The 21276-nt window shown below is 41.4% G+C and carries 16 protein-coding genes; 9 read left to right on the top strand and 7 right to left on the bottom strand.

What is annotated here, in order from left to right; all coding sequences use genetic code 11:
- Positions 1-3: 3 nt before the first annotated feature.
- Positions 4-771 carry an MBL fold metallo-hydrolase gene (locus H6G18_RS19800; RefSeq protein ID WP_190408812.1) on the top strand — a complete coding sequence of 256 codons (768 nt, stop codon included), beginning with the start codon at positions 4-6 and terminating at the stop codon, positions 769-771.
- Between the two features lie 69 nt (positions 772-840).
- On the opposite strand, the gene H6G18_RS19795 is transcribed toward H6G18_RS19800, so the two are convergent.
- Positions 841-2070 (bottom strand): FG-GAP repeat domain-containing protein, encoded by a 1230-nt coding sequence (locus H6G18_RS19795; protein ID WP_190408811.1) that lies wholly within the window; start codon positions 2068-2070, stop codon positions 841-843.
- A 698-nt stretch (positions 2071-2768) separates the two neighbouring features.
- Here H6G18_RS19795 and pepP point away from each other — a divergent pair.
- Positions 2769-4079, top strand: coding sequence for a Xaa-Pro aminopeptidase (gene pepP, locus H6G18_RS19790; RefSeq protein WP_190408810.1), 1311 nt, complete (start codon positions 2769-2771; stop codon positions 4077-4079).
- Positions 4080-4424: 345 nt separating this feature from the next.
- Positions 4425-4988: a thermonuclease family protein gene (locus H6G18_RS19785; protein ID WP_190408809.1), complete on the top strand. Its 564-nt coding sequence runs from the start codon at positions 4425-4427 to the stop codon at positions 4986-4988.
- 81 nt (positions 4989-5069) lie between these two features.
- On the opposite strand, the gene H6G18_RS19780 is transcribed toward H6G18_RS19785, so the two are convergent.
- Entirely contained in the window at positions 5070-5525 is a 456-nt protein-coding gene (locus H6G18_RS19780; RefSeq protein ID WP_190408821.1) for a response regulator, read from the bottom strand.
- Positions 5526-6479: 954 nt separating this feature from the next.
- Between H6G18_RS19780 and H6G18_RS19775 the strand changes: the two genes are divergently transcribed.
- The 3 genes from H6G18_RS19775 to H6G18_RS19765 all read left to right on the top strand — a co-directional run bounded on the left by H6G18_RS19775 (position 6480) and on the right by H6G18_RS19765 (position 10102).
- Positions 6480-7682 carry an AAA family ATPase gene (locus tag H6G18_RS19775; RefSeq protein WP_190408808.1) on the top strand — a complete coding sequence of 401 codons (1203 nt, stop codon included), beginning with the start codon at positions 6480-6482 and terminating at the stop codon, positions 7680-7682.
- Positions 7683-7792: 110 nt separating this feature from the next.
- A complete protein-coding gene (locus tag H6G18_RS19770; RefSeq protein WP_190408807.1) occupies positions 7793-8776 on the top strand; it encodes a threo-3-hydroxy-L-aspartate ammonia-lyase in 984 nt (327 codons plus the stop codon).
- 54 nt (positions 8777-8830) lie between these two features.
- Positions 8831-10102 (top strand): amino acid permease, encoded by a 1272-nt coding sequence (locus H6G18_RS19765; RefSeq protein WP_190408806.1) that lies wholly within the window; start codon positions 8831-8833, stop codon positions 10100-10102.
- Between the two features lie 15 nt (positions 10103-10117).
- Here H6G18_RS19765 and H6G18_RS19760 read toward each other — a convergent pair whose 3' ends face one another.
- Both H6G18_RS19760 and H6G18_RS19755 read right to left on the bottom strand, forming a co-directional pair.
- Entirely contained in the window at positions 10118-11476 is a 1359-nt protein-coding gene (locus tag H6G18_RS19760) for a sensor histidine kinase (protein ID WP_190408805.1), read from the bottom strand.
- A 129-nt stretch (positions 11477-11605) separates the two neighbouring features.
- Positions 11606-12283 (bottom strand): response regulator transcription factor, encoded by a 678-nt coding sequence (locus H6G18_RS19755; protein ID WP_190408804.1) that lies wholly within the window; start codon positions 12281-12283, stop codon positions 11606-11608.
- Positions 12284-12760: 477 nt separating this feature from the next.
- Here H6G18_RS19755 and H6G18_RS19750 point away from each other — a divergent pair, with 477 nt between their 5' ends.
- The 3 genes from H6G18_RS19750 to H6G18_RS19740 all read left to right on the top strand — a co-directional run bounded on the left by H6G18_RS19750 (position 12761) and on the right by H6G18_RS19740 (position 18097).
- Positions 12761-13195 (top strand): hypothetical protein, encoded by a 435-nt coding sequence (locus H6G18_RS19750; protein WP_242040413.1) that lies wholly within the window; start codon positions 12761-12763, stop codon positions 13193-13195.
- Positions 13196-13479: 284 nt separating this feature from the next.
- On the top strand, positions 13480-14826 hold the full coding sequence (locus H6G18_RS19745; RefSeq protein WP_190408803.1) for an efflux RND transporter periplasmic adaptor subunit: 1347 nt from the start codon (positions 13480-13482) through the stop codon (positions 14824-14826).
- A 94-nt stretch (positions 14827-14920) separates the two neighbouring features.
- Positions 14921-18097, top strand: coding sequence for an efflux RND transporter permease subunit (locus H6G18_RS19740; protein WP_190408802.1), 3177 nt, complete (start codon positions 14921-14923; stop codon positions 18095-18097).
- Positions 18098-18133: 36 nt separating this feature from the next.
- Here the strand turns inward: H6G18_RS19740 and H6G18_RS19735 are convergent, their stop codons facing one another.
- The 3 genes from H6G18_RS19735 to H6G18_RS19725 form a co-directional block, all read right to left on the bottom strand.
- Positions 18134-18379, bottom strand: a complete 246-nt coding sequence (locus H6G18_RS19735; RefSeq protein ID WP_190408801.1) for a DUF4926 domain-containing protein — start codon at positions 18377-18379, stop codon at positions 18134-18136.
- Positions 18369-18710 (bottom strand): DUF6883 domain-containing protein, encoded by a 342-nt coding sequence (locus H6G18_RS19730; RefSeq protein WP_190408800.1) that lies wholly within the window; start codon positions 18708-18710, stop codon positions 18369-18371. The genes H6G18_RS19735 and H6G18_RS19730 overlap by 11 nt, the downstream gene beginning before the upstream one ends.
- 219 nt (positions 18711-18929) lie before the next feature.
- Positions 18930-20999 (bottom strand): prolyl oligopeptidase family serine peptidase, encoded by a 2070-nt coding sequence (locus H6G18_RS19725; RefSeq protein WP_190408799.1) that lies wholly within the window; start codon positions 20997-20999, stop codon positions 18930-18932.
- Between the last annotated feature and the right edge of the window lie 277 nt (positions 21000-21276).

Below are 21276 nucleotides of genomic sequence, written 5' to 3'. Positions count from 1 at the left end.
TTAATGAAAAGACGACAGTTGCTAGGCTATGCTGGGGCGGGATTAGCCACAGCTTTTGTCTCTACCCTTGGTTCACATCTCCAAGCTGATGCACAATCTAGCGGTGTATCGGTGCAGTGGTTGGGTCATACCAGTTTTCTGTTTACTGGCGGTGGGGCGAAAATTCTCGTCAATCCATTTCGGACAGTTGGTTGTACGGCTGGTTATCGTCCACCAAGAGTTACAGCAAATTTAGTATTAATTAGTAGTCAATTGTTAGATGAAGGCGCAGTTGATGGATTACCTGGTAATCCTAAGCTTGTATATGAACCCGGAGTTTACGAGTTTCAAGGTATACAATTTCAGGGAATCTCTATAGCCCACGATCGCAAAGGTGGCAGGCAATTCGGGATGAATACTGCATGGAAATGGACACAGGGTGGAGTCAATATCCTGCATTTGGGAGGGGCGGCCGCACCCATTTCTATTGAACAGAAAATCCTTATGGGGCGACCTGATATTTTGTTAGTACCCGTGGGAGGCAGTGATAAAGCCTACAATGCTCAAGAAGCAAAGCAGGCAGTTGAGGTATTAAATCCCAAACTGGTAATTCCTACACATTACCGTACACAAGCTGCTGATGCTGCGGCTTGCGATATTGCCCCACTAGATGAATTTCTGTCCTTAATGCAAGGCGTAACTGTGCGTCGTAGTAATAGTGACAGTATTAATATTACTTCTGGTAACTTGCCTGATAGTAGTACAGTTCAAGTTTTGAGTTACAAGTTTTAGTTAGGGATGGGGAATTGGGAATTGGGTAAATTTATCCTTCCCAACTCCCAACTCCCAACTCTCTAAAATTTATGCAGTGTACCACTCTGGAGTTAGAGCATCGACAACAGGGCTTTCAGCCGCTCTTGTGCCATCCATAGTCCAGATTGTGTCTGTACCACTTGCCTGATCGCGCCAGTAGATATCAGACTTGCCATCACCGTTATAATCGCCGATGTATGCTCTGGAGCCTGCACCATTACTGGGTAGGAAGGCTTCACTAATGACTGATGTACCATCCATCAACCAAGCGGTATTTTCACCAGTTGCTTGGTTGTGCCATAGGATATCAGTTTTACCGTCTCCATTGAAATCACCAATACTGGATGTCCACTCAGGGCTAAGAGTATTTAAAGTAGCTTCAGTTACGAAGATACCATTCATTGTCCAAACCTTGTTTTCGCCGGTGCTGGTATTGCGCCAGAGAATATCAGTTCTGAAGTCACCGTTGAAATCACCAAGGGTATAAGTCCAAGATGGGTCTTGTGCTTGTAGGGCGAACTTGGTGGGTTGTGCGCCATCCATGAACCAAACGACGTTTTCTCCTGTGGCTTCATTGCGCCAGAAAATGTCACTCTTACCGTTACCGTCAAAATCAACAATAGTGGTAGTTAAGCCAGCAGCTGCGGTATCTAGGACATTAGCACTGATAACGTTTGTACCATCCATGAGCCAAATCGCATTTTGACCTGTTTGTGCATTATGCCAGTAGATATCGGTCTTGCGATCGCCGTTAAAATCACCAATGCTGGCATTCCAACCTGGATCAACTCTATCTAAATAGACAAAGTTAGCAACTCTGGTTCCATCCATAATTGCGATCGCATTTTCACCTGTGGCATTATTCCGCAACAGGAAGTCTGTTTTGCCATCACTATTAAAGTCAGCAATATCATAAGTCCAGGTGGTTAGGTCATACTGCCCAAGAGAAGCTTCTTCTAGGGTGGTAGCTCCATTCATCAACCTAACTCTAATCTCACCTGTTTGAGTGTTCACCCAAATTTTATCTGCCTTACCATCACCATTGAAATCAGGTGAAATCGCTGCACTAGTTAAGTAAGGATTAGGATTTGGGTTGACACTAATACCTGTAGGTATGTTAATTGGTAATTCTGCTTGTATTGATGAGGAACTACTAGTGAATAGTGAAGATGGATTTAAATCATTTATGTAAGCACTCGATACTAAAGATGCTGATCTTGCAAAAGATGTTTTAAGGGCGTTATCTATTCTTTGAGAAAAGCTTTGTTGTTCTGGCATGGTGGGTTTTTAAACTTGCTGTCATAAAAGTTTTAACTGATAATTTAGGTCAATTTCTGTTAGTTAATAACATTCTTTAAACTTTGAATATTCTTGTATCAACACCTAATACTTTTTCTGGAATGTTAGATTTTCATATATTTTCTGGGCTAATTTTAGACATTTTTATCAAAAAAACAAGGGTGTTTTGAACAATTTTAAAACTCCTGAATGGGGTAAACAATGTCAACATATTTAGACATATAGTAGATTCCTAAATAATCAAGTACACCATCCAAGTCTCAAAGCCAAGCAGAAAGGCGATTTTAATTCTGTAGGTATCGTCCGCCATTAACCTGGCTGTAGGCTATTTTGAATCATGGATTCATAACTGTGGCTATATATTATCTCCCCAGTTTTTCATCAATTAAAATGATTCGCTGACAAAGGATATAAATGGTTAGAGACAAACATTTATTCTGATTATTTTGTGAAATTAACGCGAATATAATTTATATCAACAATCTTTCATGAAACTTGTAAACTATTTAAAGTTAGCTGGAGTTTATTGAGTACCTGAAAAGATGTCTCAACTTTGATGACTAAACTTGAGTTTCAATAAATATTAGTTAAAATACTTAAATTAGCAACCACTGAAAATATGCTAATACTAGTTGTTACTAGTGTAAAATCATACAAAAGAATCAAAATTAACAGTTATGCAAGCAGAATATCGGCAGCGTCGTGAGCAATTAATGGCAAAAATTGGCAATGGTACCGCGATTTTTCGCAGTGCACCAATGGCGGTAATGCACAACGATGTCGAATACACTTATCGCCAAGACAGTGATTTTTTCTATCTGACTGGTTTTAACGAACCGCAAGCTGTAGCTGTATTAGCGCCGCATCATCCAGAACATCAGTTTGTGTTATTTGTCCAACCCAAGGACAGGGAAAAAGAAGTGTGGACTGGTTATTTGTGTGGGGTAGATGCAGCTAAGGAGATTTATGGTGCAGATGAGGCTTACCCCATATCGGAATTAGAAGAAAAATTACCCCAGTATTTAGAAAAAGCCGATCGCATCTATTATCATTTAGGACGCGATCGCACTTTTAATGACAACATCCTCAGACATTACCAACAACTGCTGCGGACTTATCCCAAGCGGGGTACAGGGCCAATAGCGATAGAAGATACAGGCCCGATTCTGCACAGCATGAGGCTAATTAAAAGTGAAGCAGAATTAGTCCAGATGCGTCAAGCTGCGGCGATCGCCACTGAAGCTCACAATAAGGCCATGCAATCGGCTGTACCCGGACGTTATGAATACGAAATTCAAGCAGAAATCGAACATATTTTTCGCCTGCGGGGGGGGATGGGGCCTGCTTACCCATCGATTGTGGCTTCTGGTGTAAATGCTTGCGTTCTGCATTACATCGAAAATAATCGTCAGATGCAAGATGAAGACTTGCTATTAATTGACGCTGGTTGTGCTTATGGATATTACAACTCAGATATTACCCGCACATTCCCAGTAAGCGGTAAGTTTACGCCAGAGCAAAAAATACTATATGAAATTGTACTGGAATCGCAAAAACAAGCGATCGCTCAAGTAAAACCGGGAAACTCATTTAAATCAGTCCACGATACAGCTGTGCGCGTCCTCACAGAAGGCTTGGTAGAAATTGGTATCCTCAAGGGCGAAGTTGATAAATTAATTGAGGAAGAAAAATATAAACCTTACTATATGCACCGCACTAGCCATTGGTTAGGATTGGATGTCCATGATGTGGGAGTTTACCAACACGGTGACGATAAACCGCAGATTTTACAACCAGGCCAAGTACTGACAGTAGAGCCAGGATTGTATATTGTCCCAGATACAAAATTAGCAGAAGACCAACCAGAAACTGACCCGCGCTGGGTGGGGATTGGGATTCGCATTGAGGATGATGTTTTAGTAACATCTACGGGACATGAGGTATTAACAGCTGGAGTTCCCAAGGAAGTGGATGAGGTAGAACGTTAGGAGGTTGGGAGAGATGTAGCTTTAGTTGATCTTTCCCTACGGTACGGGAGTCTACCGCGATCGCACAGCGTATCCGTTCGTGTTAGCGTCTCGTCAGAGAAGGATTCACCCGCAGGTGGGTTAATGAAAATCAACTTTTTTCACTCATTCCAATTTGAAAAAAGAATGCGACAGATACATACTGACATATCCTTATTCTGTTAGGCTTTCCTAATTTTGAATTTTGCGGAAAGTTCTGTAGGCGGGTTTCCCGCCGTAGGAAACTTTTCAAGACGAATTTTGAATTGGTATCAGTACTCCCCACTCAAATAATTAAATGCAAATAACCACCGATATATAGTTGAGATGAATAAGTTAATTAAAAGGGTGCTGATTTTACTAAGTTTAGGTATTATTCTGTTGTGTTTGATGGGTTGTGATAACTTTTTTGGTGCGAGTGGGGATTCGGTGGAACGAGTTAGCGATGGTGATACATTGGTTGTGAAAGATGCCAAGGGAAATAAGGTTACTATACGCTTTGCTTGTATGGATGCGCCGGAAATTGCCCATTCTAGGAAGGAAAAGCAAAGTAAACGCACTAGCGATCGCAATCAATTTAGTTGGGGTATAAAAGCACAAGAACGGGTGCAGCAATTGGTGAAACAAGGTGGTGATCTTGTAACCTTGAATATTACTGATAGCGATCGTTATGGGCGTAAGGTTGCCGAAGTACGATTAAAGGATGGTACTTTTGTACAACAAGTATTACTACAAGAAGGTTTAGCTAAAGTATATCGTCCCTATTTAAATCGGTGTCCAAGTAAAGAAATAGTGCAGCAAGCTGAAGCCAAAGCTCAACAGCAACAACTAGGAATTTGGGGAGATCCTCAATTTGTCAATCCTTGGGAATATCGTAGATTCAACAAGTAGCTGTGATGAACTGCGTAGCACAGATTAGCAAGGGACTAGTCAATTCAAAATTCCACAATTGCTTCCCTGCTCCCCTAAATCCTACTCTTGACATAGCTGATAAGCTGATTTTGCATGGAACTTACCACATAAAAGTTTGTGTATTACTGCTTCTAAGTCTTCAATCATGTAGGGTTTACAGATGTATTCATCAAAGCCTGCTCTGATAATTTTGTTTTGATCCTCTCTAGTAGCTAAAGCTGTGACAGCGAGTACTGGAATTTCCTGAGTCAGAGGTTCTTCCTTAAGATGACGTACAACCTCAAGTCCATTTAAGCCTGGTAATAAGATATCTAACATAATTAAATCAGGCTGATACTCTTTTGCCACCAGTACAGTTGCAGAACTGTCTTTTTGGCAAATATATCTACAGCCAAGTGACTCAAGGGCATAACTAATCAGCAATAGACTGTCATCATGATCTTCAACTGCTAAAACTAAAGGCTGATGAGAGTAGTGCTTCTTGTCATCACTTATGAATGAATTTGTTAGATACATTTCTTCTCCAGAAGATGCCATTGGAATTTATCATCATTCTTGTGTAAACAGACAAAATATCTCGTAAAGGATGGGATAGAGCTAAGTTTTCAGACTGGCTGATATTTTGCTGTTGCCAATTTAGACATTTTTGTTAATACAACTAGCCAACAGGTACAAGAACTTTGCTTTTATCAGTTGAATAAATACCTATGGAATTGATTATACGCAAACCTACAGAAATATTTCTCATTAACTTCATGATAACTTGTTATACAAAATTCTATTTTACTCTGTCATCCTTAGTGTTATTGATTTCAGTAAAATTAAGGCTACATCATCATAAGTAAAAATCCCTAATGAAGCTGTAATAAATTACCACGTATTTACTTAATTATTTTTTCCTATCCAATAGCAACCTCTAAAATAAAGCGTTTCTCGGTTTGGTGCAGTATACTTTCATCGAGGAGTGATGCTAGATATGGAAATTATCCAGAGAAAATGTGCTGTAAGTTCTTGTTCATTGATTTTCTGTAGTATTTGTATTACAATATTACTTAATCTAGAAAACAGCATAACTAATATGGTATAGAAAAAATCAATACGCCTTTGAGAAGTGGTAACAAGTCTACAGTATAAATTTTTTATTCGCCTTTACATTCTGTACTAGTTTAATTACCATATCCCTAACTAGCGATAAGCTCATATCAACAGAGGTAAACATAAAATCCAATCAGGGATATTGGGCAACTTTTCAATTCAATAGTAGTGAGCATAACCAGAAAAATCAACATTCATAATCCCTAAAATTTCTCCATTTTCCATCAAAAATACACAATGGCATAAGCAAATAATCACTAACAAACAATTAGTGTGATAGAGATGAAATTACACGTAGAGGTAGGTAACAAGTAATTGGTAATAAATCAAGAATAAATTTTTTAAAAATTAGTAAATATTCACTGCTGATAAAATATGGAATTTGATTACTTTAGAAGCAACGATAATAGTAATAATAATCAAAATCGGCAAAATTTACTCGCCAGTGGTTGGCGACCACTAAACCGAGACTTAGACTGGGGTTTTTTATGGCAAATACTACACAGTGATACACAAGAATTAACTCAAAAATCTTTAAGTATAGCTAGTAATTTTGCCGAAGTTTTAGGCAGAAAAAATTTTACATGGTGGGCTAATTTATTAAATCTGGTATCGGAAAATACCCGCTACGAAATAGAAAAATATTGGAATTATATTACACCCGATCCTCAATCACCAGATCATCGATATAAGGATATTTTGAGTACAGAAACACCTATACTCCAATTTGTCAGCCGCAACAGCATTCCTATTGATTATGTTCTCAACAGACTGCAAGAAATTACAGTCTTGCGCCTTTTAGAGTTGTTAAGCCGTCCCGATATCATAACTCAATATTACTCAGAAAGAGATTTTTATTACCCTGTTGAAAAATTTATTAATTGGGAACGTATAGACGTTGTCAACACTGTGTATGCTTACTGGTCAAAACATGATATTTGGCTGCAAGTTGAAGCCTACGATCGCGGACGAAGACAATATACTTTAATGTCCAAAAATCTTTCTCCATTAGTTAACAAAGCCACTCAAGATTTAGCCGTAATGCTGAGTGGTTATCAAAGCCGTGTCGGCAAAGTTCATAGCCAATTTCCCATTCGGACTTTTCCCGCAGATATTCAAAGCTTTACTGATGCAGTACAGCAGGCTATTCTCAATCAAAATCAACTAGCAGTTGTAGTTCATGGAGAACCGGGAACAGGAAAAACCGCATGGACACAAGCAGTAGCCAAAGAAATTCTTGTACCTTTAGGGTATGTAATTTTTATTTTGGATCATGATGCTATTACCAACTTTGTCCCACCAACTTACTTAGAGAGAATTTGCATCATCATCAATGAAGCGGATAACTTAGCACAAAATCGTGCCTCTGAAGTGGCTCAATATAACAACAAAACAGAGCATATTTTAAGTTTATTAGATGGGACTTTATACCAAAGTGTCATTGATGAAGCTGGTATTCATCTCAAGCAGCGTTTAGTTGTTTTAATGACTTGCAACACCACAGAAAGATTAGATCCGGCAATGTTGCGGAAGGGAAGGGTAGATTTAATTTATGAATTTAATCAAAGATTTGTTTAGGTATTGATGAGTGAGAAATATTTTCCCTGCTCCTCTGCTGAATGAATGATTGGCAGTGATACTCTTTCGTCTGACAATGAAGAGTAAATCTCTTTAAAAAACTGCTATAAATGTTACAGTTTAGCTCTGTCACCATAAACGATGTGCAAGCAGCACAGCAGCGTCTTGCTGGTATTGCCCATCGCACGCCTGTATTGACTTCTCGGATTGTCAACGCTCGCACTCATAATGAGGTGTTTTTCAAGTGCGAAAATTTTCAACGCACAGGATCTTTTAAATTTAGGGGTGCTTATAACGCCCTAGCACAGCTATCAGCAGCAAAAAAAGACAAAGGCGTGTTGACCTTTTCATCTGGTAATCATGGGCAAGCGATCGCCTTAGCAGGGCAATTACTCAACATTCCCACAACTGTTGTTATGCCTGATGATGCCCCTACCGTCAAGCAAACTGCTACTGAAAGCTATGGTGCAGAGGTAATTTTATATAATCGACAGGAAACCAAGCGAGAAGAATTAGCCCAAAATCTGGCAAGCGATCGCGGTTTAACTCTCATTCCCCCCTATGATCATCCCCATGTGATTGCTGGGCAAGGTACAGCAGCATTAGAATTGGTGCAGGAAGTTGGAGAATTAGACTTGCTGTTGGTTTGTTGTGGCGGTGGGGGATTAATTTCCGGTTGTGCGATCGCGGCTAAATCCCTGTTACCCAATTTGCGCGTAATTGGCGTAGAACCAGCACTAGCCGATGATGCCACCCGTTCTTTTTATACCAAAACCCTACAAACCGTCGAAAATCCTCATACAATTGCCGATGGTGCGCGTACTCCCAGCCTTGGACAGATTACTTTTCCCTTAGTCTTACAATACGTCGATGATATGGTGACAGTCTCCGAGGAAGCAATTCTTCGCACCATGTTTTTCCTCTGGGAACGGATGAAAATTGTCGTTGAACCCACAGGAGTATTAGCAGCCGCCGCTTTACTCGAAGGTGTCATCACAGCACCAGGAATGAGAATTGGTGTAATTATCAGTGGTGGAAATGTAGATTTAACGCAAATTAGTAAATTGTTGGCTGTAGAAATGCGGACAAAATAGTAAATTCAAGGTGTTTGTTAAAATGTTTACTTAACTTAACATTTGCATCTTGGCATGACCTCTCAACCAGAAGTTTCACGCTTGTTTTCTCGCCTCGAAACCGATGGCCACAAATTAACCCATCAACCGGGTAGTGTGTTAAGCAGTACCGCACTTGTAGCCGGGACAACTGTTGGCGCTGGTATTTTGGCATTACCTGCGGTGACAATGCCTTCGGGAATTGTGCCATCTACAGTATTGCTGATTGCTATTTGGTTATATGCCTTAATTTCCGGACTGTTAATTGCAGAAGTGAGTTTAAACTCAATGCGTCTAGAGGGACGTTGGAGTGTTGGCTTATTGGCAATGGTGGAACGTAACCTGGGTAAACTAGGAGCGAGAATTGCAGGTGGGGCATATTTGTTTCTGCATTATGCTTTGCTTGTGGCTTATGTCAGCCAAGGCGGTGATATTTTAATCTCTGCGATCGCCCAAATTGGGAGAATGTCAGAACTCCCTACATGGCTAGGTGGTACAGTTTTCACCCTATTATTGGGGAGCATTTTATATTTTGGAAGAGAAAAGTTTGTTGCAAAATTAAACAGCGTTTTTGTTGCCATTGTCATCACCTCATTTTTAGGACTTTTACTGCTAGGCGCAGGGCAAGTTAAAAGCGTACAATTTTTCGTTCAAGATTGGAGTGCGTTGGGAAGTGCTGTATCTGTAATGTTAGTAGCACTTTTTTACCATAACGTTGTGCCTGTAGTTGTAACTCAATTAGAAGGAGATAGCCGCAAGATTCGCCAGTCAATTTTCATGGGTTCGGCAATTCCTCTAATCATGTTTTTGGCGTGGAATATGGTGATTTTAGGTAGCGTGACTCCTGATTTAGTACAAAAACAGATTACTTTTGACCCATTGCAAATTCTCCGGGTTGGTGGTGGTGGAAAATGGTTAGGAGTGTTGGTATCTATCTTCTCGGAATTTGCGATCGCTACATCATTTATTGGTTTTGTTTACGGTTTACTCGATTTTTTCCAAGATATTTTTGTAGTTTCTCAGGGTGAAACGAATAAAAGTTTGCCGCTTTATTCACTGATTTTGTTACCTCCTATGGGTTTAGGAGTGGTGAATCCCCACATTTTCTTAACAGCACTAGATTTCGCTGGCACTTTCAGTATTTCCGTATTGGGGGGAATAATTCCCGCCTTGATGACTTGGAAACAACGCCAAAACTCAAATTATATTCATCAAATGTTAGTTCCTGGGGGGTATTTGACACTGATCGCCATGATTGGAGTGACATCAGTTGTGATTACCAAACAAATTTTGTCCATAGCCCGATAAAATCTAGATTTAATGTTACTTACCTTGCCTATATTTGCCCTGATTCAGGATTTTTCTCAAAACTCTGCACCTTTCAAATCGGGCTTCTCTTGCTTTAGTTAATTTCAATAGCAGTTCAATTTGAAAAGTAGAACCTTCATCTAGAAGACTTTTGACAGAAATTTGTCCTTGGTGTGCTTGTACAATTTGTTGAGCGATCGCTAGTCCTAGTCCGAAGCCGCCAGTTTGACGAGAACGAGCCATATCTACTCGATAGAAACGATCAAAGATGTATGGTAAATCGCTGTCAGGAATGCCAATCCCGTTATCTTCCACTTGAATTATGGCGCGGTGAGACTGGGTAAAAAGCCGCAATTTTACCTCACCTGCTGTTGCTGTGTATTTGAAAGCGTTGCTTAAAAGATTGATCACAGCTTGTCTGAGCAAGTTAGCATCAGCGTGTATCACAATAGGCTGGTCTGGAATTTGGATGTGAAAAGAGAGATTTTGAGCAGTAGCTTGGGGAGTGACTTCCAAAGCTAGCGATCGCAGCATTTCACTCAAATCAACAGGTCTTAATGTAGTTTCTGCCAGGGAAACATCATGACGTGACAGGAAGAGTAAATTATTGATCAGCGTACTCATTGACTTGGCGGTTTCAGCGATTTTTTGTAATCGCTGTCTTTGTTCAATAGTATCTTCCGGTGGCATCAGCGCCACTTGAGCATTGCTTAGTACTGTTGCTACAGGTGTGCGGAGTTCATGAGAAGCATCTGCTGTAAATCGCTGTAATTGCTGGTAAGCCAGATGGCTAGGACGCATCGCCAGTCCACCTAAAAACCAACCAGTAATACCAATCACCCCAAAAGTAATTGGCACACCCAAAGCTAAAAACAAGCGGGCTTGATTTAAACTGCCACGTAGAGAGTCCATTGGGGCGGCAGCTTGGAAATAACCAAGTAATACCTTATCCTTCAAAACGGGAATAGTGACTTGGCGAATCCATTTAGTTCTAATGGGGGATTTGTCTGATGCAACGGGTACTTGCAAAGTTTGAAATCTGGGTTCTATGCTTAACTGTTTATTACCAGATGAACCCATAAACTGCACAAGTTGCTTGTTAGCGTTATACCATCGAGCATAAAGCAATCCACCATTCAATGACACACCATTTTCTATGGGAGTCGGAGTTATTTGTTTTTGCCATTGACTTTGATAAAGTGAATACTGAGTTTTTGTTGCGAAGGTTTTACTTTGGTGAAAGAGTTCATCATCAAAAAATCGCAACTGTTCTTCCACATTTAAACAGTAACCCACTCCTGCAAAAGCAAACAAAATTCCGCCCATTGATAGGGCAAACCAGTGAGCAAGATTACGGCGACTGCGATCAAACATAGGAATGGGGATTATCAATTCAAAATAGCCTACGGCTAGGCTAAGGCCATCTTAGAGAAGGCTTGCGCCTACAAAAATCAAAAATTTCTGCTCACCAAAGCGATTGCTTATTTTTTATTTGGAAGTCCCTTAAGAACTTGGCGGATTTAAGCGATAGCCAACACGATGCACTGTTTCTATCCAATCTCTAGCACCAATTACTTGCAGACGTTGACGTAGGCGACGAATTAAAGTTGTGACTGCGTTACTTTCGGGTTCATCTCCACAACTCCACAGGGCTTGCTCAATTTGGTCATGGGATAAAATTTGCCGGGGATGACGCATCAAATATTCCATTAGTTGAAACTCCCGACTGGAAAGCTGAGTAGTGACTGAACTAAGTTCAATTGTCAAGTTGGATAAATGCAGATGTAAATTGCCCAAGCTAATTTTATCGCCTTGCCACATAGGCGATCGCCTACCTAATGCCCGCACTCGCGCCAACAACTCTAACACATCCACAGGTTTCACCAAGTAATCATCAGCTCCAGCATCCAAACCCACCACTTTATCGGAAACTGTATCTTTTGCCGTCAACATTAGCACGGGAGCCACTTTACCAGCTCGTCGATATACTTGGCAAAGTTCTATCCCACTCACCTTGGGCAACATCCAATCTAAAATCAGCAAGTCATAATCCTTGCGAAAGGCGAACCATTGAGCAGTTTCTCCATCGGCGATCGCATCAACTGTATGCCCAACCTTTAATAATGCTGTCCGTAATGGTTCCAACTGTGCTGGATCGTCTTCCACCAGTAAGATCAACATCAGATTTGCTTGCTGTAATTTTCGCTTCTTAATTTTTAAGATTAAGCTAAAACAGTGACACAAAAATGTCAGTAATAAAATTAGGGGTTTATACTTGATTCCTGTGCTTTGATATGGTCGCTTGAAGATATCACTTATCTCTTAGCGGAAGGTCGTCAGCAAATTTCAGATCCATCCAATGAAGTATTTGGGAGCGCGGCAAGTGTTTGGGAAATAGAAATAAAAAGAAAAAAAAGCAGCTTAACACACCAGAAAACCTATTAGAAGCTATTATTCATACTCAATTTAAATTTTTATCAATAACGTAAAAACACGCTGTAAAATCAGCTTCCCTTCCTGACTATCATAAAGACCCCTTTGACTGACTGTTGATAGGGCAAGCATTACTAGAAAAAATGGTTTTGGTTACTTCTGACGCTAAATTTATTGAGTATGAGGTAGCAGTTTTATTTATTAAAAAATAAAAATGTCATGGAAATGAATACACTATCCTTAAAACTCTACACCCTTGTCATGCCTCAACTTCAAATTTTTCCAGTGTTACGAACATTAGGCTTCGTGTTTTGGTTGTCTTTGCCATTGATTGGGTTGATTTTTTGGTTGGGAAGTAGCTTTGTCGGCGATAAAATACTCAGTCGAGACTACGATCACAAAAAATCGCTCCAAGCTGATACCCAAATGGCATGGCAGATGAAGCGAAAGCTAGTGGCGATTGATGTAGAAATTCTGCCGCAAACAGGAATTTCCCTGGTAAGGGTGAAAACGAATCACTCAACGCTCAAAACTATGATGTTTGAGTTTGCGATCACCGAACCGAGCAAACTAGAAGCCAAGCTCTCTCAAGAGTTGGGTTTGTCACCGGAACGAGTTAAGGAACTTATTCGCTATCGACCGGTGGATCATCAAGATTAGTTGCTAAAAATTTTTGTATTTTTAATTGATTGTCCCCTATTTTTCGTAAAATGTCATATTTATTTATTAAAATATACAATCTGACATTACTTTGTCATATTTACATATCAAAATACAGACAAGATAATTTTTGGATTAGGTCAAATTATTGACCAATAGTCTCCCAAATTGATCCTGCAATTTAGAATCCAAAATTGTTTGACCGTTAATGGCGAATAGTTAACGGCTGCTTTTTTGTTGTCAACCGTTAAATGTTAACCCTGAATAGCCTGCCATCAACCCCTATGGATACCTCTGAAACTCCAGTTTCCACAGTTGAAACCCAATCAGACAGTTCTGTACCCTCTGAGTTAGTGCCTACCCGTTCCGGCAAACCCTGGTTGCGGACATTATTTATTTTGTTTGTGGCAACTGGGGGGATTATCCTTTGGCGGATGCTGGCTCCTGCTGGCACATCGCAGAGTTCTGTTGCTCAACAGCAACCAGCACCACCCCCACGGGCTGTAGAAACGATCGCTCTCGCCACTGGAACTGCTACTAGAAATGTACAGCTTCTGGGGCAAGTAGAAGCAACGCAACAAGCAACACTACGCGCTCAAACCAGTGGCATTGTTGAAAGAATTTTAGTACAGCCAGGCGATCGCGTGCGAACAGGGATGGTAATTGCTGTACTAGACGATACTGATCAGCAATTGGCAATCTCTCAAGCTAGGGCGCAACTAGCGCAACAACAAAGCAACCTAGCACGGCTGGAAGTCGGTACTCGTCCAGAAATTATGGCTCGACGACAAGCAACTGTAACATCTGCTAAGGCGCGGGAACGGGAAGCTGAAGATAACCTCAAGCGCACCAGCGATCTAGTTAAAGAAGGAGCTTTATCTCAAAGATTGTTAGTAGAAGCGCAGGCGAGATTAGATGATATTCAGGGAGAACGCTTACAAGCAGAAGCTGAATTCGCGGAAGCCAAAGCCGGGCCGATTCGGGAAGAAATCGCTGCTCAACGAGCAAATGTAGAAGCAGCCAAAGCCAACCTAGCACAAGCCGAACTGGCACAGCAACGTACTCAAATTAGAGCATCGCAATCAGGTGTAGTACAGACGCGGCATATTAGCAATGGTGACTTAGTGCAGAGTTCTAGCTCCATTGTCACCTTAGTAGCAGGCGATCGCTTTGATATTTTTCTAGAGTTACCAGAAGAACTCAGTAGTCAAGTTACTCCAGGTATGACAATTGACCTGACAGCTCGCGCCTTACCCCAGTGGAAGCAACGGGCAAACATCACAGCTGTAGTACCTTCTGCCGATACCGCCTCCCGCCGCCAAAGGGTGCGCGTCCAAATTGACAAACCTCCGGCGGGATTATTACCAGGAATGGCGATCGCTGGTAACTTAAACCTCCCCTCCAATCGTTCCAGCTTTGTGGTATCAAGAGATGCCTTAACCAGAAGACAAAATCAGTGGTTAGTCTTCACTGTCGCTGATGGCAAAGCCCAACAGGTAGAGATAGAGATGATTGCCGACATGGGTAAAGACGTAGCCATTTATAACCCCTCCTTACGCACTGGTCAAAACATCGTCCTACGGGGCAGTGATGGCTTACAAGATGGTGCAACCGTGAAAGTAGTTAAATGAGGTTGGGAATGAGGTAGATGAGGTAAGAACTCACTCAAAGACTCTCTCCCTTTCCCCTGCTCCCTGCCCAATTCCTAATTCTTTCCCCAATCCTATGAGCTTTATCGAAACTGCTGTCCGTTGGCGGCATGGTACTTTTGTTCTCTTTTGCCTGTTAGCAATATTTGGTGTGTTTTCCCTGCTGCAACTGCCTTTAGAATTGCAACCAGGAGGCGATCGCCCGGAAATTACAATTACCACTACCTATCCTGGGGCAGGGCCGACGGAAGTAGAAGACCTGATTACGCGCCCAATTGAAGAGCAAATGGAAGAAGTGCTGGGGGTTCAGGAAATCTCCAGTAGTTCTCGTGCTGGACGCAGTAGTATTACTCTGGAGTTTACTCAAGATACCAATGTGCAAGAACGGATGATTGATGTGATCAACCGTTTGCAGCAGGTGAGCAGCTTGCCACCAGAAGCTCAGGAATCGAGTGTGGAATTGGTGGGTGGCAATAGCTCCCCGATGATGTGGATTCCCTTTGATACGAAGGATGGATTCCAACCGGATGCTGACCGCTATCGAGATTTAGCGGAAGAAGTAGTTATTCCGCGCTTGCGACGGGTGCAAGGAACAGGACAATTCCTCGTGGTTGGTGGACAAGAACGGGAAGTAGAGGTAAGGGTTGACCCGAAAGCTTTATCTGATCGCAATCTGACTATTGGGAATGTGGTACAGGTACTGCGGGAAAACAACCGCGATATTCGGGGCGGGCCGTTAATTTTAGGACGCAGAGAATACCGAGTCCGCACCGTCAGCCGCTCGCAGGATTTATCTCAAATTGAGGGCTTTGTATTGCGGCGCGATCAATCCGGCACCGTTTATCTGCGGGATGTGGCACAAGTGCAGATGGGACGCAAACCCCAGGATAGTGCTTTGATATTTAACGGCAAGCCAGGGACTGCTGTGGGTGTGATTCGTCAAATTGGGGCGAATGTGCCAGAAGTTGCTAAGGGTATTCGAGCAGAAATTACGGCTTTACAAGCTGAGTTCGACAGACAAAACCAGGGGATTCGTTTTGTCTACAACTATGATGAGAGCCAGTACATCAATCAATCCGTCAACTTTGTCCAAGGTAACTTGGTGAGTGGGGCGCTACTGGCTACAGTAGTTCTGATTTTATTCCTTGGTTCCATGCGGACTGTAGCGGTGGTAGCCATCACCATTCCTACAACATTGATTATGGTGTTTATTGTCATGTCTGCATTAGGACGCACATTAAACATTATCAGTTTGGCAGGGCTGGCGTTTGCTGTGGGGATGATTGTAGATAATGCGATCGTGGTGATTGAGAATGTCTTCACCCATATGCAGCAAGGTAAAAATGCTCTGCGGGCTGCGATTGATGGTACAGAAGAAGTCTGGGGAGCAATGCTTGGTTCTACCTTAACCAACGTTGTAGTATTTGTTCCTCTAGCGATGGTGACAGGGGAAGCTGGACAACTTTACATCGATATGGCGATCGCTCTTTCGGCTTCTTCCCTATTCTCCCTATTTGCAGCCTTAACTTTAGTACCCATGCTATCGGGATTATTCCTCAAGCAATCGGAAGCGATGCAAATGATGGAGGGCGGCGAATATCGTGGCGGTAATTGGTTAGAGAGAGGAGTAGCTAAGACTTCTGTCGTGTTTCGTCATTTCCAAGGCAAACTAGAAGAATTTCTCGCCTCTAGTGTGAGTTGGTCATTGGGACGGAAGCGGGTTGGTCGCAGGTTAATAGTTTTGTCGATTCCTGTAGGTTTACTTGTCATCAGCGTGTTGCTGCTACCCCCTGCGGATTATTTACCAGAAGGGAATCGTAACCTAGTTGTATTACGAGCAGAACCCTTACCAGGAACCAGCATACCAGAAGCAATTCGTCAATCTGAATCTATCCAGGCATTCTTGCGATCGCAACCAGAAGTAGACCGGATCATGTATGTTGACCGTCCAGGGGCTTTGCGGGGTATCGCCACCATCTTAAAGCCAGAGTTTGCCACCACTACTGGACTAGCAGAGATGGTAGATAGGTTACGCGCTCAAAGCAATAACTTTGCTGGATATCGATTTATCGTACCAACGCGGATTTCCATCTTCCGCGACCCTGGTAAGGAATTTGAAATCGATATTATTGGTGATGACCTCGATCAGTTAAGCGACTTAGAGAAACAAATCACAGGCAAATTGCGCCAGCTTACAGGCGTGCGGAACATCCGTTCTAACTTTGTTATGGGAGCCGCAGAACTGCAAGTCATTCCTAACCGAGAACGCATTGCAGAGGTAGGACTATCGGAAGCAGAAATTGGCTCAATGGTGGAAGCTGCTCTGGGTGGTCGGATTGCTTCCAACTACATTGATGGCAAAGAAGAACTAGACGTTTCCGTAGAATTACAGAATACGGCGGTGGAAACACCAGAACAACTACGGCAATTACCTCTATATGCAGGAGGACGACAGGTGCAGTTAGGTGATGTCGCCGAATTGCAAGAAACTACAGGTGCAGATGTGATTAATCACGTCAATTTAGAACGTTCAATTAGTCTCACCGTTTCCCTAGCACCTGACGCTCCATTGAGTACATTAGTAGAACGAGCAGACACCGAAATTCTTGCACCTTTACGTACCAATTTACCTCCAGGTTATAGGTTGAATCTAGCTGGTTCTGCGGATCAGTTAGCTGCAACTGTAACTCAACTAGCCAGCGCCTTTGCATTTTCCATTTTTATCACTTATCTATTACTAGTGGCACTATATCGCTCATTCCTTTATCCAGTGGTAATTATGGCAACTGTACCAATGGGGATGAGTGGCGCACTATTAAGTCTAGTGATTGCCAACCAGATTCCGGGGATGAATGTAGCGTTAGATATGATTACAGCCTTAGGCTTTATCATTCTTACAGGTGTGGTAGTTAACAATGCCATCTTACTAGTTGATCGAGCCTTGCAACTCCAGCAAGCAGGGGAAGATTATGACGCTTCCCTTTATAATGCCACGCGCGATCGCCTACGTGCTATTTTCATGTCTGCCGGCACTAGTGTGTTAGGGATGTTACCACTGGCAGTTCTTCCCGGTCAAGGTTCAGAACTATATCAAGGCTTAGGTATTGTCTTGACTGGCGGTTTAGCGTTTTCCACTATCTTGACTCCTACCGTTGTTCCCGCACTTATGGGTTTACTGCATGATGTTTCGGGACGTAAATCACCACCAACCCCCAACAAAACAACTACCCCTAATGAGCAGGTGAAAATCTAATCCCAAGGTAAGGTTGTATATCAAAACTTGAGTAATCTAAATTTCCACCAACGAGCGAACGCTTAAAATTTCGTGATTTTGCAGTGATTTAATATCAGTTATGGGAACGATGACAACAGCTATTGATTCACCAGTTGCATTGAATACTTCTAGAACACACCCTTGTTCGCCATTGCTGGGATGAGGAATAAAATCAATTAAAGTTGCTACATCACCTTTTTTTAATTGATATTCATCCAAGTCTTGATTTAAAGCAACACGCTGGTATAGTTCAAAGTTCATTTTTAGACTCCTTGTTAGGTTTGAGAGTGATAAACTGAAACTTACCATCAACAGCCCTTTGCAGCCAAACTGTAATCACTGCTAAGTTTCGCCCCTTTAAACTGATTAATTCACCAGTGACGCGATAGAACACCCCATATTCATTATCTCTATCTTGTATTGCTTCTGTTGAATTTGCCAGTTGCCAAATTGCTGCTTTCAATAGTTCTGGGTTGTCTTGTGTAAATCCAGCTTGGGCGAGAAACTTTGATTTATCATCTTGTTCTCTCGGTACTAATAAGTAGAGGGTAATTTTTTCGTCGGCAATAATAGCATCAGGTGGAATTTTCATATTACTGTTTCTACGACTTTCCTCCCTTCGTTGCTTCTGCAAGCATAGTGAAATCGTGAAGTTATATAAACTCCACTGCAATTTCTATTCTTAATTGCGAACTGCGTTGGCGTTATACCATTTCACGAAAAACATGATACAAATGTAAAACCTAAAAGCCTTGCTGCATCTAAGTTTTTTAATTGTGAATTATGAATTGGTATTAGGTTCCATCCAACTCTAAACATCAATAGCCAAAGTCCGCACCAAAAAAGCCCATTTATCTGCGGCTTCTTCGATAATTTTCGCCGTGGGTTTACCTGCACCATGCCCGGCCTTAGTTTCAATTCTAATTAACACTGGTGTATTACCATTGTGAGCCGCTTGCAAAGCTGCCGCAAATTTGAAACTATGGGCAGGAACAACGCGATCATCATGATCTGCTGTGGTAATTAAAGTAGCTGGGTAAGCTGTACCTGGCTTGAGATTGTGCAGTGGTGAATAAGCATAGAGTGTGGGAAATTCTTCCGGGTTATCTGGTGAACCGTATTCAGCAGTCCAAGCCCAGCCGATAGTAAACTTGTGGAATCGCAACATATCCATCACACCGACTGCGGGTAAAGCTGCACCAAATAACTCCGGACGCTGAGTCATGCAAGCACCTACCAATAAACCGCCATTACTACCGCCAGCGATCGCTAGTTTTGCAGGCTGTGTATAATTATTAGCAATCAACCATTCCGCCGCCGCAATAAAATCATCAAAGACATTTTGCTTTTTATCCTTCATTCCTGCTTGATGCCATTCTTCCCCATACTCACCACCACCGCGTATATTTGGCATCGCATAAACGCCACCCATCTCCATCCACACTAACATACTCACAGAAAAATTTGGCGTTAATGAGATATTAAAACCACCGTAAGCATAAAGATAAGTAGGGTTATTTCCATCTAATTTAATGCTCTTTTTGTGGGTAATAAACATCGGTACTTGTGTACCATCTTTACTCTGATAAAAGACCTGTTTAGTTTCGTAATCATCAGGATTAAAATCTACATTTGCTTGTCGAAAAACCTCACTTTCTCCTGTGACCATATTGTAACGATAAATAGTTCCTGCTGTAGTAAAACTAGTGAAACTATAAAAAGTCTCTGTATCGTAACGCTTACCACCAAAGCCACCTACAGAACCAAGTCCCGGTAATTCCACATCACGAATCAAGTTACCCTGGAGGTCAAATATCTTGACTTGCGAGCGAGCATCTTCTAAATAATCAGCAACAAACTGATTATTTAAAATATTGACGCCTTCCAATGTAGCTTCAGTTTGCGGAATAATTTCTTGCCATGCTTCCTTATCTGGATTTGCAGTATCAATGGCAATTACTCTACCTCTTGGCGCATCTAAATCAGTACGAAAATAAAACACACTATCATCATGATCAATAAAACTATAATCTGCTTCAAATTGATTAATTAGTTCTATTACTTCAGAGTTGGGATTAGTTAAATCTTTATAAAAGACTAAATTTCTGGAATCAGTCCCCAACCAAACTGAAATTATTAAATAGCGTCCATCTTCTGTAACACCACCATTAAACCCCCATTCTTTTTGGTCAAGACGTTGATAAATTAGTATATCTTCAGATTGGTTTGTACCCAATCGGTGATAGTAAAGCTTTTGATAATAGTTGACATCTTCTAATTTAGTTTTCTCATTTGGCTCATCATAACGACTATAAAAAAAACCTTGATTATCATTTGTCCAAGATGCACCAGAAAATTTAATCCAATTTAAATAATCTGGCAAGTCTTCACCAGTGTCCACATCCAGAACTTTCCATTCTTGCCAATCAGAACCAGAAGTGGATAAACCATAAGCTAAAAGATTCCCATTATCACTAATAGCTAAACCCGAAAGAGCAACAGTACCATCAGCAGAAAGTTTGTTGGGATCGAGTAAAACTCTTGGTTCAGCATCAAGGGATTTCAAAGTATAAAGAACATTTTGATTTTGTAATCCATCATTTTTGAAATAAAAATAATTTTTCCCTTCTTTAAATGGAATACCATACTTCTCATAGTCCCAAATTTTATTAAGACGCTGTTGAATTTTATCTCTAATAGAAATTTCACCTAAATAAGCAAAAGTAATTTGATTTTGTGCCTCAATCCAAGCCTGAGTTGCTTCTGAATCAGGGTCTTCCAACCAACGATAAGGATCTGCTACTAAAGTACCGTGGTAATCATCAACTTGATCGCCCTTGCGGGTAGGTGGGTAGTTCATAAGTTTTTCAGAATAAGGCATAATTATTATGTGAAAAGTTCTACTTTCCATAGTACAAGGCGTTTCCACCGAGCCACAAAATTTTGGATGTTTCATACTTTTGGGGTAAGCACTTTAGCGCTTAGAACTTAAAGGACTAAAGTCCTGACTACGAACACATTTACCCCTGAAAATTAATGTGATAGACCACTAGAATTTTTACTCAGCACTTCTCATTCCGTATTTTCGGAGTATTTACACAGCAAAAAGGCTGTTTTACCTGTAAAATATCGAGCATTGCTTGTACAGTCGTCGTTAA

Source organism: Anabaena subtropica FACHB-260 (assembly GCF_014697105.1).
Classification (GTDB): domain Bacteria; phylum Cyanobacteriota; class Cyanobacteriia; order Cyanobacteriales; family Nostocaceae; genus Trichormus; species Trichormus subtropicus.
This window is presented reverse-complemented; position numbering and strand designations above follow the sequence as displayed.